The following is a 15,873-nucleotide window of genomic DNA, read 5'->3' as shown; positions in this document are numbered from 1 at the left end:
GCCTACCGCTTTTTTGCTTTAAACAATGTGACCTGCAGAGTTAGAAACAATATAGGTAATGATCATAAAGCACTCCTGCGTGACGTTAGGTACGCAAGTAAGGCTGCTATCAGTAATACAATTGCGCTAAACATGAAGGTACTTCGATAGCTGCCTAAGTCGAACAACAAACCACCTATGGTCGAACCAAGAGCAATGGCCAGTTGGATCACAGCAACCATCAAACCACCACCGGCCTCAGCGTTTTGCGGCATCGCTTTGGCAACCCAACTCCACCAACCTACCGGAGCAGCTGTCGCCAGCAGGCCCCATAAACCCAAAAGCACGGTTACGGCAGCAAGCCAAGCGCCAAAAGGAATCAACACCAAGGCGATAACTGCCATCAGTATTGGAATGGTCATCAGCGTTAGGTATAAGCCCTGTCGAAGCACTGAACCGATAATCACTGTCCCAACAAAGCCAGCCACACCAATCACCAACAAAATCAGCGAAAGACTGGAGACATTTACCAAAGTCACTGTCTCCAGAAATGGCCGAACATAGGTAAACAAGGCGAATTGACCCATAAAAAATGCGCCACAGGCAGCCATGCCCAAGACTACAAGTCGACTCTTAAATAACGTAAATACATTGCCTGATTCGCGACTGCGCTGAGCAGGCTTCATGCTGGGTAAGCTAATCCATTGCCAAATCAAGGCCACAACAGCCACAGGCACAATACAAAAGAAGGCCCCTTGCCAGCCCATAACAGATCCTAAGAAACTGCCTAATGGTGCGGCTATCACCGTCGCAATAGCGTTGCCTCCGTTAAATATTGCCAATGCCCGCGGCACCTGATCTGTTGGGACTAGCCGCATGGCAGTGGCTGCAGACATAGACCAAAAGCCGCCAATCACGACACCTAGAAGCGCACGCCCCACCATATAAGTTAAATAATTCGGCGCTAATGCCACAATTGCGCCAGAGGCAGCCATCAATGCTGTCAATGTCAGCAGTAGTGTCTTGCGGTTCATATCACCGGCCAGCCACGCAATTGACAAACTGGTTAACACGGCAAAAACACCGGAAATGGCAATCCCTTGCCCGACCATACCTTCACTAACATTGAGGTCCGACGCTATCGGAGTCAGCAAACTTACTGGCATAAACTCCGATGCAATCAATGCAAAAACGCACAATGACATGGCGAATACACCACTCCAATTTGCAGATTGGAAAGAGCCATCATGATGATTAGAAAGCGTTCCATCTATTTGAGCGGTCATACAATATCAATCCCTTATTAATGATTTATCTACCTTTAGGAGCATTCAGTTATGACTTACTTAAGATGCTCGCCAAAAAACGCCGTGATACGGTCGAATGGAATTTTATCGATACGATCATACAAATCGACATGGTTAGCCCCTTTGATAATCATAAGTTCCTTAGGTTGTGCCGCTGCGGCATAAGCGGTTTCGGAGAAGTAGCGTGAGTGAGCGTTCTCACCGTGAATGAACAACACAGGACGTGGAGAAATCTCTTTGATATAAGTCAGAATTGGCATGTTCATGAACGAAATATTATTCGTTATAGTCCAAGCGTTACCTGAATTGACAGCACGTTTATGATAACCGCGTGGTGTCATGTAGTAATCGTGGTAATCCACCATGAACTGTGGCTCATCACCTTTAAGCCCACTGTTGTAGGCTGGTTGGTATGCGGGCTTACCATTCTCTGCATCTTTCCAGCGTTGTTGGCTTAATTGCTCCAGAACTTGAGTACGTTGTTCTGACGTCATGCTATCGTTGTAGCCTTTTGACATAACGCGAGTCATGTCATACATGGTGCTAGCAACGACTGCTTTGACGCGCTTATCGGCCGCGACAGCGTTCAATGCCATGCCGCCCCAACCACAAATACCAATGACGCCGATGCGCTCACGATCAACACTAGGAAGCATACCAATAAAGTCTACCGCTGCACTGAAGTCTTCTGTGTTGATGTCTGGAGAGGCAACATCACGATGTTCTCCACCACTTTCCCCTGTGTAGGATGGATCAAAAGCAAGTGTAATAAATCCTCGTTCAGCCATGGTTTGCGCATAGAGCCCCGACGACTGCTCTTTTACCGCGCCAAATGGACCGCTTATCACAAGTGCTGCGATCTTACCTGTAACATTTTTGGGGTGATACAGGTCTGCCGCTAGCGTGATCCCATATCGGTTTTTAAACGTTACTTTCTGATGATCAACTTTGTCACTTTTCTCGAATGTCTTATCCCACTCTGTTGCAAGTGCCAATGTTGGTGCGCAATTAGCCGCTGCATAAGCCCCTCCCGTCACGGTTAACGCGCCTAACGCCGCAGCACACGCACCGGATTGTTTTAAAAAAGTACGTCGAGCTGGAACGTCATTAGTTGATTCCTGGTTAGTTTTTTGTGAAGTCATTTGCGTGTCCCCTTAATCATTTTTGATTGAGCCATGATTGAACTGTTTGATAATTCATTAAATATTGACACAGTAGCTCTAGCATGATTAGTAGGAGGTAATTTGATGTACTTGTGAGAAATACTCAGCAATGAATATTACAAAAATCGATGATATACAGGCCTTCCTAGCAGTGGCAGAAGACCAGAGCTTCACCAAAGCTGCAGCAAGACTTGGCATCACACCATCAGCATTGAGTCACAGAATGAAAAGCCTAGAGGAACGGCTAGGGATTAGACTACTGACTAGAACAACGCGTAATGTCTCTCCTACGGAAGCAGGAGAACGCTTAATCAACTCATTATCACCACTATTTGAAATGATATCTCAAGAAGTAGAAGCGCTTGGTGAGTTGAGAGATAAGCCATCAGGCACGATTCGAATTTCCTGTACGGATGACCAAATTGAGCTCTGCTTGAGACCCAAAATCGCTAAATTTCTAGAGGACTTCCCTGATGTAACCGTAGAGATTTATGTGGACTATGGCTTTACCAATGTCGTAACTGAAAGATTTGATGCAGGCATTCGCTTAGGCGAATCCATCAGCCAAGATATGATTGCCATTCCAGTGGGTCCAGATATACGCCTTGTAGTCGTTGGATCTCCTGAATATTTTGAAAAATACGGAGAACCTAAAACACCTTACGAATTACCCCAACATAAGTGTGTTGATATTCGTCATCGACCAGACGGCTCTATCTACGCATGGGAGTTTGAGAAAGATGGTAAAGAATTCACCGTCAAAGGTAAGGGAAATATTGTATTCAATAGTATTATGCACGTACTAAACGCTGCTGTAGACGGGGTTGGTTTAGGCTTTGTTCCAGAAGAGTTGGCAAGACCTTATCTGGATGATGGTCGTTTGAAAACGGTTCTAATCGACTGGACACCGTATTTCCCTGGATTTCATCTTTACTACCCAAACCGAAGACAATCATCGCCTGCATTTTTGGCGTTCTTGGAGGCATTCAAATATAGATAGAAAGGTAGGACGCAACGGCCCTACCTTGTAATGCATTAAGCAAAGCGTGCTGCCACAGCCGCCACACGCTCACCGTATTGACGCGCTGTTTCCAAATCGCCTGAAGGGATAGCTTCTGCACCCGCATCAGAAGGAGACTGAACCAAAAGGCCTACAGAACCACCTAGATTGTTTACGTCTTCGCGAGAAGCGACCAAAGTGTTGGATGGTGCTAAACCTAGACTTACCCAGATACCGCCGTGTTGTGACGCAAGTGTCTGTAATGCAATCAGAGTGACTTGCTTGTCACCGTTCAAGCTGGCACTGTTTGTGAAACCACCAAACACTTTGTCTTGCCAGCCACGAGTGAACCAAACTTTTGACGTAGCATCGGCGAACTTCTTAAACTGCCAAGGGTAAGATCCCATGTAAGTTGGCGCACCGAAGATAATCGCATCGGCACTGTTAAGTGTGTCCCATGCAGACTCGGCGATATCACCGTTTTCATCAATAGCAATTAGCTCTGCTTGAGCGCCCTCTGCAACAAACTCTGCAACGCGCTTGGTGTGACCGTAACCTGAAAAATATACAACAGCTGTTTTACTCATTTCTGACTCCATATCTAGGTCATGTGAATTAGATATGGGTATAGTATCCTTAAGAAACTTACTTAACAATTAGTTACCTTGAAGTGCGCTAGTTACCCAGAAGTAACTGGCTAGGATGCTAGGCATTCGCCAAATCATATTCACGCTGCGCTTCCAACATCTGCATAACATTTCCTTCCGCCCAAACTTTCATCTCATCAATGATGCCAGTGAACGAAACACCTAGTGGGGTCAAACTGTATTTCACCGTCACCGGCACCGTCGCCTGTACCTCACGATGCACCAATCCATCACGCTCAAGTTGCTTTAGTTTTTGTGATAAAACTTTTTGTGAGATGCCTTCCACTTCACGCTTAAGCTGATTAAAGCGCTTGGTTTCCTGCACCAACAAACCAATGATCAACATGCTCCACTTGTCAGATAATCGTTCAAAGAACACTCGGGAGGGGCAATCTTTCGCGTAAATATTGAAGGGAAATTCTTGGGACATGAGGCTTACCGAAATCGTTACAAACTAGTGTTATCTTATCAAAGTTCTACTACAAGCAGATGCTTCTTGTTAAAGATAATTCGACACTTCGATTAAGTTGCCGTCAGGATCGCGGAAGTAAAACGATAGAATCGGGCCTTGGGCACCCGTTCGTTTTACTGGGCCTTCTAATAATTCAATGCCCTGCTCTCGGACATGGGTCATGGCGCCTTCTAATGGTGTTTGTGTGATAAAGCACAGGTCAGCACTGCCTTCACGGACATTTTGAGCCTTGGGCTCAAATTCATTGCCTAGCTCATGCAGGTTGATTTTTTGTTGGCCGTATTCCAAGGCAATACGCCCTTCGCCAAAACGCACTTCTTTCATCCCCATCACTTGAGTGTAAAAGGCTACGGTTTTTTGCAGATCTTTTACGGTTAACACGAAGTGATCTAGTCGAGTTATTTCCATTGTGTCCTCTTTATTAGTATTCAGTCTCCATGGAGGGGACATTATACCGTCAAGTTCACATCCTTGTGAGACTTAATCAAGTATCACTGTAATAGTAAAAAACTGCCCCCACTGGGTGGAGGCTCCTCGATTACTTGATGAATTTGACCTGTTCATGAATACGCTCAAGGATGGCCCCTTTGCGCTCGTTGAACGTTTTCTTGTTCTGTTCAAAGATATTATTTCCCTTGGTATCGATGGAAATAATCAATGGACCAAACTCTTTGACGCGGTTCACCCATAGGGTTTCTGGCATACCCAGATCACGCCATTCTGCCGCTTCAATGGCTTCCACTTTGGTGGCTGCGACCACAGCACAACCGCCAGGAAAAACCGCGTGAACTGCCTTGTTCTCAAGGCAGCCCGCGGCCGTTTCCTCACCCATACCACCTTTACCAATGATCATTTTCACACCCGTTTCGGCGATAAACTGGCGTTCAAATTTCTCCATTCGCATACTGGTCGTAGGGCCGATGGAAACCATTTCAAAAGAGCCATCGTCTTTTTCTCGAACAATTGGACCTGCGTGGAAAATAGCCCCACCACGCACGTCCACTGGCAATTTTTGCTTAAGTTCGATAAGACGACGATGTGCCACGTCACGACAGGTCACTAAGTGTCCGGTCAGATAAACAATGTCGCCCACGTTAAGGTCGGCCAATGCTTCATCTGAAATAGGGGTCGTTAGGATTTTTTTCATAGTGTGACGTCCTCGTGAGAGATGATTTCGTAGCTTAAATCCGAGTTGAACTTAATCGTGCCGCGACGGTGAGCCCAGCAGCCAGTGGATACCGCAACACCAATGGTCGATGGATGACGAGCAGAGGATTCAATATTCACCCCCATCACCGTGTTATCACCGGTTAAGCCCTGAGGCCCAATCCCTACTTCGTTTAGCCCCTCTTCCAATAACTGCTCCATCAAGGCGGCATTCGCATTCGGGTTAGAGGTGTCCACTGGACGCAAAATGGCTTTCTTCGACAAACGTGCAGCGGTTTCCACCGACGTCGATACTCCAACACCTACTAACAATGGCGGACATGCGTTAATGCCGCGAGAGGTGATTACATCAAAGACAAAGTCAGCAACACCTTCATAGCCTTGCCCTGGCATCAAGACTTTAGCGTGGCCTGGTAAGGTACAACCGCCTCCGGCCATGTAGACTTCGATCGTCGCCGTATCATCGTTCGGTACGATGTCCCAATCCAACCATGGGATTTTCGAGCCAGTGTTTGTGCCGGTATTTTTTTCGTCAAACGTTTCCACTGCGTTGTGACGTAACGGGCCTTTTTTAGTCGCTTCAAGGGTGGCGGTACGAAGGATATCTTCCAGCTCACCGATCAAAGGGAATTTGGCACCGACCGTTAGAAAGTATTGAATAACACCCGTGTCCTGACAGCTCGGACGGTCTAATTTATCCGCCGCTTCTTGGTTTTCGGCCATGGTGTCGTAAATCTCGATGGCCATCGGATTCTTTTCTTTTTTTCTCAAATCCGCTTGTTTTTGCTTAACGTCTTTCGGTAAACGTTTACCAATGTAGCTGGTAAACTTGGTCATCACGTCAGACATGTACTCCACAGAGTTTTCGCTGCTCATATCTCCCCCTTTATTGGTTTTTATCATGAGGCTGGTGATATGATTTTAGGGATATCAGACGTCATCAGTTAAAAATAAAAGACAGACACTTTTTCCCTAGAGGCAATAATGGACGCAAACTCTGAGTTCGAATTTTTCATTTCACTGGCCAAAAATGGCGCGTTATCCGCCACCGCCCGTGAGCTCAATCTAACACCCTCAGCGGTAACGAAACGCTTGAACAATTTGGAGTCTCGTCTTGGGGTTCGTCTCGTCAATCGCACCACTCGTCGTATCAGTCTGACCAATGAAGGGGAAATCTATCTAGAACACGCTAAAGACATCAAAACGCAAATCGAAGAAATGGAAGCAGCGGTCACCAACCGACGCTCAACCCCGCGAGGCTTATTGCGAGTTAACGCGCCTTTAGGGTTTGGTAGGAATTACATTGCGCCGATTTTGTCGGAGTTTTTAACCGAAAACCCAGAAGTTGAAATTCAGCTGATGCTCACCGACCGCCCTATCACCCTACCGGACGAGTCCGTAGATGTGTGCATCCGTTTTGGCCAAGCACCTGACTCACGAGTTATTGCCCGTAAAATAGCCCCCAATCGCCGTTTGGTCTGCGCCTCCCCTACGTACTTTAAGCGCTTTGGCAAACCAGAGACGCCTGCGGAGTTAATGTCGCACAACTGCATTATCATCAAACAAAACCAGCAAGTGGCCAGCGCTTGGCGCTTTTACAAAGACAATCAAGAAGAAGTAGTCAAAGTGAAGGCCAACATGCTCACCAACGACGGCGAAATCGCCTTACGCTGGGCCTTAGATGGTCATGGCATTGTGATGCGCGCGGAATGGGATTTGGCGAAATACATGCGCCAAGGAAAGTTGGAAGCGATTTTTACCGACTACGAAACACCTGAAGCAGATATTTATGCCGTATACATGGAGCGTTTGAATCAATCCGCTAAGGTCACTCGCTTTTTGGATTACTTACAGGATTCATTTTTAAACAATGAAAACAAAGAAAGGTCCTTTTGGTAGGACCTTTCTGGTAGGAATGTTAAGGAATAACTTGAGTAAAGCGATTGCCGTTATACTTTAAAACAAGATCCCTGCAGGCATCCTCAGCAACAATACTTCTTTCATTAATAAGTAAAATGCCGCCACAATCACTACCGATACCGACACGTTACGCAACATTGGTACCAGCTTCGGTTTATCAAAGTTCGCTATCAGCATGATGCTGGTAAACGCTAACAAAGAAGACAGAGCAAAGCCCAAAGTCGACATAAACAGCGTCCATAAACCGATCGTCACGACAACCGCTGACTGACGTGCAGTGGGCAAAACACCCAACTGTAGAAACGGCGTTGAATGCTTCGTTCTCAACAGTCGAATCAGCAACAAACCTGATAGAACCAATACCGCATACAAAATATAGCTTGGGAATACAGCGCCTAATTTTGACATGCCATCCATTTGTGAAAGCAGTACCCCACTTCCAGCCATGATCAGCAGCGTTACCATCAAGGTGGCAGGTTTATTATCTAGCGCCACGGTTTGTTCTTGGCTCTTCTTACGACGCGCCATCCACAATGGATAAATCAAGGCAAACACCGCACAGATAATAATGCCAATCGAAATCGGGCGACCAAAGAACATCTCCATCACTCGATCTTGCGCAGAGCCAATCAAGTAGGTTTGCACGAAACCTTGCTCGGCGATTTTCCCAAGCACTAAGCCTAATACAATCGGTGAGGCACTGAAGCCAAATTTCGACAATACCCAAGCCAAAACACCCAAGGCAAACATCACAAAGGTATCATGTGGGTTGCTGTGGATCGCGTAGCTACCAATCACGGTCAAGAACGCCACCGTTGGCACCAACAACTGCTTTGGCGTTTTAGCAATCGATTTGTAAGCGTACTTACCTAGCACCAGTCCAACTGGCAACATCAGCAATGTTGCAATCAATAAGCCGTAGATAAAGGTGTAAACAATACTGCCTTGCTCAGTAAAGAGCGTAGGACCGGTTTTGATGCCTTGAACTAACAAAGCGCCTAGAATGATTGCATCAGGTGGTGTGCCCGGAATACCCAATACCAAGGTCGGAATAAAGCCCCCACCCACGGTAGCATTGTTGGCAGATTCAGTAGCAATGATGCCATCCGGTGCGCCTTTACCAAACTTGTCCGATTCCTTAGAACTACGACGTGCCTCGGTGTAAGCTACCAAGCCTGCAATAGAGCCGCCTGCACCTGGTAAGATACCCACCACAGTACCGATAATGGAACTTCGCAGAAGGTTGAACTTACGCTTTGCAGCGAGAGTAAAAGCCGTTTTAAGAGAAGATTCTCCCTCAACTTTGGCGAAGTTTAAATGCGGCGTTTTCGACGCCACCAGATCAATGATCACCGGCATACAATAAAGACCAATGATGGCCGAGGTGATGTCGATGCCACCTAGTAGAGACACTTGATCAAAGGTAAAACGTACATCGCCGCCCACCACTGCCACACCCACGGTCGAGAGGATCAAACCGATACAGGCACCAATCAAGCCTTTTACAGTGTTGCCAATAGACAGTGCGGAAATCAACGTAAGACCAAATACCGCCATCCAAAAGTACTCGGCTGGACCAAATGCCAACGCCACTTCCGCTAGCGGAGGTGCAAGCAATAACAAAGCAATGCCACCCACTACACCACCGCCGACGGAGGCGAGAGTGGCTAAGGAAATAGCCAATGCACCTTTGCCTTGTTTTGCCATCGGATAACCATCAAACGTGGTCGCAATGGCAGAAGGTGTTCCTGGTGTATTGACCAAGATGGCCGCAAACGCGCCACCATAAATGGCACCCGTATAAATCGCCCCCAGTACGATGAGGCCAGAAGCTGGCCCCATCACATAGGTAAATGGCACTAATACAGCGACAGCCATTGTCGCTGACAGCCCAGGCATGGCGCCGATAACCGTCCCAGCAATCACGCCAATCAATGCAAGCATCAGGTTTAAAGGCGTGAGGGCTTCAACTAAATAGCTCAGTAGTTCCATTTTGATTACCTACTTTTTTATTTGCTCAAGCCCAGTAACTCTGCAACGCCTTCATATTCCTTTTGATTGGCTTCCATAAATGCATCCATTTGTTCATATGGAATGTCCGTTAGCACAAAGCCATTATCTTCCATCTTTTTAACGAACTCTGGATCGCTATTAATATCACCGATGATCTTAGATAGCTTCTGGCGAACTTCTTCAGGGGTCGACTTTGGCACAGCCAAACCGCGGTAAGCGCCACCGACTAGATCAATGCCTAGCTCTTTAAACGTCGGCACATCAGGGAACGCCTTCAAACGTTTCTCAGCAGATACAGCCAACATACGCAGTTTATCCCCTGCGTTAGCGCCAGATGTGGCGTAGTTAAATCCAGCAGTCAGCTGATTTCCCATCAATGCCGTCATTGCAGGACCGATACCACTGAAAGGTACATACGTTGTGGTGACACCTGTCATTTTATCGAACAAGGTTTGACCAATGTGGTTGGCGGAATTAGAGCCAGAACCAGCGAACGTCACCATACCTGGATTCTTTTTCGCATAATCGACCAAGTCGGATAATTGTTCGAACTTACTGTTTGCCGGAACGAAAATCGCATTCGGTGTGTAATGGAAGTAGTAAATAGGAGTCAGTTCTTCGGTTTTGTAACCCGAATCTTTCACGATTGGTTGCATGATGGTGTGCGGAATATTAATCCCCATAATAGTGTAACCATCACCTTCCATACCGTTTAGCTGCGACCACGCAACCGCCCCACCAGCACCTGGCATGTACTGGATTACCGTTTTAACACCGGCGTGCTTTTCAAATACGGTTTGTTGGAAACGAGCAGATAAGTCAGACTCACCGCCGGCATTGAATGTCAAAATGTAATTAATGGGCTTTGACGGAAAGTCTTCAGCCGCCATTGACGACATTGACATAGACAAAGCCCCTACTGTCATCGCAGTAAGGAGAGGTTTTGTAAAACGAGCAATTTTATTTTTATTCATTATGTAACCCTTTATTGTGATTAACTAGCTTGATCACTATAACCACATGCGTATTTCCTTACGCTTTCTGAGGGTTAAATCTTTATTCACTTTTTTTCAATAATAGACCTGTCACTTACGGACAAAAACGCCAACTGCATATGAATTGTGCAAAAACAGCTTCTTTAATTGACTTTTAACTGTTCTATATATAGAACGTTCGATATATGGAACAATTTATGAAACGCTCAAATAAGAAGCCAACTCTATGGAAAAACCAAATCTCGACATTTTAGGCAGGAATCTACAAACCCTGCGCCTTAAGAAGGGCTTGTCTTTGTCACAGCTTGCACAAGATGCAGGCATCGCCAAATCCAATCTGTCTAGGATTGAACAAGGGGATGGTAACCCGACCATCGAAACGATCTGGCGCTTAGCGGTACAGCTGAATGTGCCTTTTAGTGACTTAATCGCCAGAGTACCCGCCTCATTGGGTGAAAATGGCATTCAAGTAAAGCTGATCGATCAAGGCACAGATAACCCAAGGGTTGATGTCTACTGGATGTCGTGTGCGCCTCATACAACCAAACTGTCGGAGCCTCATATCACAGGCTCCACTGAATCGATCACTATTATTAGTGGCGAATTGTTTGCTGGTGAGGAGCAGGACCTACAAAAGCTTAGTGCTGGCGATACGTTTACCTTCTCAGCCGATAAATCTCACTGTTACCGGACAGGGGATTTATGGACGACTTTGATCATGGTGATCACCTACCCTAAACAGGAGCAGTCAATATGAGTAGCATTACACAACCCTTATCTATGACGCCTTGGAAGCAAGGTATTAAAGATGCGATTCCGCTTCTAGGTGGCTATATTCCTGTGGCGATTTCGTTTGGTCTGATTTCTGTTCAATCTGGTTTCAGTGTGCTTGAAACCATCTTGATCTCGACCTTTATCTACGCTGGTGCATCACAGTTTTTATTTGTCGCTATGGTGGCCTCTGGCGCTCCACTTTGGCTGGTGATTATTATGACGTTGCTGATCAACGCACGACATGTTGTGTATGGCCCAAACTTAGCGCCCTACTTAACCAAGGATGCCCGTTGGGGACCACTCATGCATGGTCTAACGGATCAGATCTTCGCCATCGCCCACACACGCTTACCACAAATGCCCAGTGAAACACGTATTAGCTGGTACACCGGAGCGGCAACCTTGGCTTGGTTGAGTTGGATTGGGGGCTCGGCTTTGGGGGCCATTGCCGGGGATGAGTTAATGCAGCGCTGGCCGTTAATCAATGACGTCCTTCCGTTTGCCTTACCTGCTTTGTTCTTTGTACTCATCGTGCCCCGTTGCAATAACCTACAGTGGACAGTGACTATTGCAGGTGCCGCTGCATGTGCCATGCTGCTGAAAGTCTTTGGTTTTCCAAATATCGCTATCCCGGCGGCAGCCTTATGCGGTGCTCTAGCGTTCTATGCACTTAAGTACACAGGCAAACAAGGAGCACACTCATGAGCCATACGATTTGGATCACCCTACTTACCATCGCTATCGGTACGTATTTGATTCGACTGTTGCCATATCTATGGATGGCGCGAAAACTAGAAAGAGAGAACACTCAAGAAGGCATTGCCAATATGCCAAGTTGGTTGACGATTTTGGGACCAACGATGATCGCGGCTATGTTTGGTACCTCTTTAGTTCCTGGGCACCCTTCCGTGACAACGTGGTTTGCAACCTTTGTGGGAGTCATGATGACTTACTTAGTCTGGCGTCGAACCCGTTCGATGGGCTGGCCTATCTTTTCCGGCGTTGCGGTATTTGGCGTAGTTGTGGTGCTTTTAGGTTAATTCACTTTTATAAAAACGAGGCCAGCTATCTCAGCTGGCCTCGTTTTAATTGCCAAATTATGCGGTCGCAAGTCGCTGCACGGGCTGCTCCTTAATTGGCCAATGAAGGATACTTGCAATCAAAGCCAATACAACACTTAACCACCATACTACATCGTAGCTTCCGTTCATTTCATACAGAACACCACCCAGCAATACACCACAGAAACTACCAATTTGATGACTTAAGAAAACCACGCCGTATAACAGCGCCATATAACGGGTGCCAAATAGTACGGCAATCAGTCCCGATGTTGGTGGAACTGTTGCCAGCCAGAATAAGCCTAGCAATACACTGAAGCCTAATACACTAAAGGTGCTGGTAGGTAGCAGCATAAAGACAACGATCGATAAAGCACGGACAAAGTAAATAATCCCTAATACCAGCGACTTTGAGTATTTTCCTGACACAATCCCTGCAACATAAGAACCAATCACGTTACATAGCCCGATCACCGCAATGCTCCACGCACCTAGCCAAGGGTCGAAGCCTAAGTCTCGTAGGTATGCAGGCATGTGTACCGTCACAAACGCTAATTGGAAACCACAGACGTAAAACCCTGCCGTTAATAATAGAAATGAGCGGTTATTGAGTGCTTCCCATAGCGCCTCGAAAACTCCTTGAGAAGGTCCATTATTTGAAGAAGTGGCATTAGCACCTGAATATGGTGCGAGTGGCATGGCAAAAATCGCCATGGACAAGGCACTTGCCCCCAGTACTAACATGGCCATTTCCCAGCCTAAAGAACCCAATAATTGTTGGGCTATTGGTACCACCAGAAACTGCCCCATCGAGCCAGCCGCTGTACCGACGCCTAGTGCCCATTGACGGCGCTCTTCTCCCACAGCGCGTGCCATCGCAGGCAGCACAATGCCAAAAGCGGTTCCGGCAATCCCCGAGCCAATTAATAATCCCATGGTGGCATTTAGTAAAAGCGGCGAGTCGGAAACCGTAATCAGCATCATGCCGCCACCGTACATTATAGCTCCGGCAATGATCACTTTGGCATTGCCATAGCGGTCAGCAAGACCACCCGCAAACACCGCCACCACACCCCAGATCAGGTTCTGCAACGCCAGGGCAAAGGAAATCGTATCTCGCCCCCACCCCTTGGCATCAGAAATGGGTTCCATAAATAGGCCAAAGCCAGACCGATATCCAAAGGAAAGGATCAGCAAGCAACAGGCAGAAAAGATTAGAAACTTAGTACTGGTCAATTTATAGTTCATAGCATACTCTCGATAAACTAATGTATCGATGTATGGTCTCCTTCAAAGAGGCTGAAAACAAACCAATTTAATTTTCATATAAAGTAGTTTTTCTAATGCATAAGCCACAAACCTCCAATAGCAAAGCCCCCATTAGAGCATTGTGGGCATTCGAAGCAACGGCAAGACTTGGCAGCTTCAAAGTTGCGGCAGAAGAATTAAACGTAACGCCAGGAGCCGTCTCCCAGCAGATCAAGAAGCTAGAAGAATGGTTGGGCTATGCCTTATTTGAGAGAAGAACACGTAAGCTGGTGATCACAGAAGCCGCGCAGGCTCTTTACCAAGAGCTGTCCGACTCACTCAGCAATTTAGATCAGATTTGCCAGCGCTACAGAGCCGGAGCAAGCACCGATGTTTCAGTGTCGATGTCCACATCCATGGCAGCAAAATGGCTGGCACCACGACTTGCTGACTTTATGATCTTGCACCCAGAGATTAACGTGCGCATTAATGCGACTAACGATGTGGTGGATTTTCGCAAAGACAAAGTCGATATGGCGATACGCTACTTTGACGGTCAAGCAAAAGACCTGAACTGCCAATTATTGTGCGAAGACGAAGTCATGGTGGTGTGCTCCCCTAGTTATCAGGCCAAGGCTCAGTTAGGGCAAATTGAGCAGCTCAATCAAACCACGCTCATTGAAATAAGCCTCTACCCTGACTGGAATTTCTGGTTGAGCAAAGCTGGCGCGTCTGTCCATTGTCGTGGGCCTAAGCTGTACTTCGATCAATCCCTATTAGCGATTGAAGCAGCCAAACGTGGTCAAGGGGTCACATTAAGCAACAAAGTACTCTCTGCCGAAGAACTGAGTAATGGAACATTAATTGAGCCTTTACCAATCCGCATCCCTTCCGGTAAAGGCTACTACCTTGTATCGCCCCAAAACCGCCGATTATCCCCCAGCGCAAAACTTTTCTCAGATTGGCTTATAACGTCTTTTTCGAAAATCTAACGCGCTGAAATACCATAAGTTTTCTGTCTACAAAAACTCACTCAGTTAACAATAACTACACAAACTTATACGTTTACGGCATCACAAGAGCTGTTTGTTTGATTTACTATTAAAGAATAAATTGATCTATATCAGGATTTTGCCATGACAGTTAAAGTTTTATTGGTTGACGACAGCCGCGTAAGTCGAATGGGATTAAAAAAAGCGATTAAGGGTGTATCGCAAGAGTTTGAAATTTCCGAGGCTGAAAACGCGGATGTCGCCGAAGCTTACCTGCAAGACAATACTGCTGATATCGCATTGATTGATTTCAACATGCCTGGACGCAATGGTTTAGAGTTGGTTGAAGCCATCATTGGTCAGCATCCCGATATGAAATACGTGCTTGTCACGGCAAACATTCAAACGTCCATTCAAGAAAAGGCAAAGGGATTAGGAGTAGAGTTTGTCGGCAAACCTGTCAACGCAAGCCAACTGGCTGAAGTGATAGGAGGCTTCTGTGATTAATTACCTTAACCCTGATGAACATGATTTAGTCGTTGAGCTCATGAACATCGGTGTTGGGAAAGCAGCCGCTTCGCTTTCTCAAATTGCCGATGATGAAGTGACATTATGCGTGCCAAAACTTGAGTTTCTGTCTTATGAAGAAGCGGAAAGTGCTTTCAATGAGCGCCTTTCTGTTGCTTTAAGTGGCGTAAGCCAGGAGTTTAAAGGTTTTATTGGCGGTACCGCTACACTACTTTTTCCCGAAGCTCGCAGTCTAGATCTGGTCACGGCAATGCTTGGGGAAGAATTAGACGATGACATTGAGTTGGACGCGGAACTTGAACAAGAAGTTCTATCAGAGCTTGGCAATATTTTGCTAAACAACTGCCTATCGACCATTGCCAACATTCTTGGCGAAAGTCTGCATACAGATCTCCCTACGACCTTCCATATTGAATCAGACAGTTTGCTCAAACACTTAAGCAAAGGGGAAGAACCCAAGTCTGTTGTAGTCATGCTTTTGACCATCGACTTTAGCCTAAAACACAAAGACTTGTCTGGACATTTAGTTTTCACCATTGATTTTTCAATCGTAGATACTTTTAAAGAAGCGCTACAAAACTACCTTAACGAGCTTGGGGAATAAGCC

At 46.4% G+C, this 15,873-nt stretch carries 18 protein-coding genes; 8 read left to right on the top strand and 10 right to left on the bottom strand.

Translation table 11 applies throughout. The features are described 5' to 3' along the window. Positions 1–62: 62 nt before the first annotated feature. Together C8D85_RS01255 and C8D85_RS01250 are read right to left on the bottom strand one after the other, a co-directional pair. On the bottom strand, positions 63–1,265 hold the full coding sequence (locus C8D85_RS01255; protein WP_133559547.1) for an MFS transporter: 1,203 nt from the start codon (positions 1,263–1,265) through the stop codon (positions 63–65). A gap of 56 nt (positions 1,266–1,321) precedes the next feature. Beyond that, positions 1,322–2,428, bottom strand: a complete 1,107-nt coding sequence (locus C8D85_RS01250; RefSeq protein WP_133559546.1) for an alpha/beta hydrolase — start codon at positions 2,426–2,428, stop codon at positions 1,322–1,324. 130 nt (positions 2,429–2,558) lie between these two features. Here C8D85_RS01250 and C8D85_RS01245 point away from each other — a divergent pair, with 130 nt between their 5' ends. Next, entirely contained in the window at positions 2,559–3,449 is an 891-nt protein-coding gene (locus tag C8D85_RS01245; protein WP_133559545.1) for a LysR family transcriptional regulator, read from the top strand. Between the two features lie 35 nt (positions 3,450–3,484). On the opposite strand, the gene C8D85_RS01240 is transcribed toward C8D85_RS01245, so the two are convergent. From C8D85_RS01240 to ttdA, 5 genes are all read right to left on the bottom strand, one after another. Further along, on the bottom strand, positions 3,485–4,036 hold the full coding sequence (locus C8D85_RS01240; RefSeq protein WP_133559544.1) for a flavodoxin family protein: 552 nt from the start codon (positions 4,034–4,036) through the stop codon (positions 3,485–3,487). 118 nt (positions 4,037–4,154) lie between these two features. Next, positions 4,155–4,526, bottom strand: coding sequence for a winged helix-turn-helix transcriptional regulator (locus tag C8D85_RS01235; RefSeq protein WP_133559543.1), 372 nt, complete (start codon positions 4,524–4,526; stop codon positions 4,155–4,157). 69 nt (positions 4,527–4,595) lie between these two features. After that, the gene (locus C8D85_RS01230; protein ID WP_133559542.1) at positions 4,596–4,976 is read right to left on the bottom strand and encodes a VOC family protein; all 381 of its coding nucleotides are present in this window, start codon (positions 4,974–4,976) and stop codon (positions 4,596–4,598) included. Positions 4,977–5,106: 130 nt separating this feature from the next. Continuing rightward, complete coding sequence (ttdB, locus tag C8D85_RS01225; protein WP_133559541.1) at positions 5,107–5,715, bottom strand: L(+)-tartrate dehydratase subunit beta; 609 nt, start codon at positions 5,713–5,715, stop codon at positions 5,107–5,109. Next, positions 5,712–6,611 carry a L(+)-tartrate dehydratase subunit alpha gene (gene ttdA, locus C8D85_RS01220; RefSeq protein ID WP_133559540.1) on the bottom strand — a complete coding sequence of 300 codons (900 nt, stop codon included), beginning with the start codon at positions 6,609–6,611 and terminating at the stop codon, positions 5,712–5,714. Before ttdA ends, ttdB begins: the two co-directional genes overlap by 4 nt. Before the next feature lie 108 nt (positions 6,612–6,719). On the opposite strand from ttdA, the gene C8D85_RS01215 reads away from it, so the two are divergent. Continuing rightward, positions 6,720–7,634 (top strand): LysR family transcriptional regulator, encoded by a 915-nt coding sequence (locus C8D85_RS01215; RefSeq protein WP_133559539.1) that lies wholly within the window; start codon positions 6,720–6,722, stop codon positions 7,632–7,634. A 57-nt stretch (positions 7,635–7,691) separates the two neighbouring features. On the opposite strand, the gene C8D85_RS01210 is transcribed toward C8D85_RS01215, so the two are convergent. Then, on the bottom strand, positions 7,692–9,647 hold the full coding sequence (locus C8D85_RS01210; RefSeq protein ID WP_133559538.1) for a tripartite tricarboxylate transporter permease: 1,956 nt from the start codon (positions 9,645–9,647) through the stop codon (positions 7,692–7,694). Between the two features lie 17 nt (positions 9,648–9,664). Continuing rightward, on the bottom strand, positions 9,665–10,642 hold the full coding sequence (locus tag C8D85_RS01205) for a Bug family tripartite tricarboxylate transporter substrate binding protein (RefSeq protein WP_133559537.1): 978 nt from the start codon (positions 10,640–10,642) through the stop codon (positions 9,665–9,667). A 247-nt stretch (positions 10,643–10,889) separates the two neighbouring features. On the opposite strand from C8D85_RS01205, the gene C8D85_RS01200 reads away from it, so the two are divergent. Genes C8D85_RS01200 through C8D85_RS01190 form a run of 3 tightly spaced genes read left to right on the top strand, consistent with a single transcriptional unit; the run spans position 10,890 to position 12,477 of the window. After that, complete coding sequence (locus C8D85_RS01200; protein ID WP_133559536.1) at positions 10,890–11,420, top strand: helix-turn-helix domain-containing protein; 531 nt, start codon at positions 10,890–10,892, stop codon at positions 11,418–11,420. Next, positions 11,417–12,142 carry an AzlC family ABC transporter permease gene (locus tag C8D85_RS01195; protein ID WP_133559535.1) on the top strand — a complete coding sequence of 242 codons (726 nt, stop codon included), beginning with the start codon at positions 11,417–11,419 and terminating at the stop codon, positions 12,140–12,142. The genes C8D85_RS01200 and C8D85_RS01195 overlap by 4 nt, the downstream gene beginning before the upstream one ends. Then, complete coding sequence (locus C8D85_RS01190) at positions 12,139–12,477, top strand: AzlD domain-containing protein (protein ID WP_133559534.1); 339 nt, start codon at positions 12,139–12,141, stop codon at positions 12,475–12,477. The genes C8D85_RS01195 and C8D85_RS01190 overlap by 4 nt, the downstream gene beginning before the upstream one ends. 57 nt (positions 12,478–12,534) lie before the next feature. Here C8D85_RS01190 and C8D85_RS01185 read toward each other — a convergent pair whose 3' ends face one another. After that, entirely contained in the window at positions 12,535–13,746 is a 1,212-nt protein-coding gene (locus C8D85_RS01185; protein ID WP_133559533.1) for an MFS transporter, read from the bottom strand. A gap of 95 nt (positions 13,747–13,841) precedes the next feature. Here C8D85_RS01185 and C8D85_RS01180 point away from each other — a divergent pair, with 95 nt between their 5' ends. The 3 genes from C8D85_RS01180 (at position 13,842) to C8D85_RS01170 (ending at position 15,870) form a co-directional block, all read left to right on the top strand. Beyond that, a complete protein-coding gene (locus tag C8D85_RS01180; protein WP_133559532.1) occupies positions 13,842–14,738 on the top strand; it encodes a LysR substrate-binding domain-containing protein in 897 nt (298 codons plus the stop codon). A 144-nt stretch (positions 14,739–14,882) separates the two neighbouring features. Beyond that, positions 14,883–15,245 carry a response regulator transcription factor gene (locus tag C8D85_RS01175; RefSeq protein WP_133559531.1) on the top strand — a complete coding sequence of 121 codons (363 nt, stop codon included), beginning with the start codon at positions 14,883–14,885 and terminating at the stop codon, positions 15,243–15,245. Then, entirely contained in the window at positions 15,238–15,870 is a 633-nt protein-coding gene (locus C8D85_RS01170; RefSeq protein ID WP_133559530.1) for a chemotaxis protein CheC, read from the top strand. The genes C8D85_RS01175 and C8D85_RS01170 overlap by 8 nt, the downstream gene beginning before the upstream one ends. The last annotated feature ends 3 nt before the right edge of the window (positions 15,871–15,873 follow it).

It is taken from the genome of Marinomonas communis, assembly GCF_004363305.1.
GTDB classification, from domain to species: domain Bacteria; phylum Pseudomonadota; class Gammaproteobacteria; order Pseudomonadales; family Marinomonadaceae; genus Marinomonas; species Marinomonas communis.
Note: the sequence above shows the minus strand (reverse complement) of the source record. Positions and strands in the feature narration are given on the sequence as shown.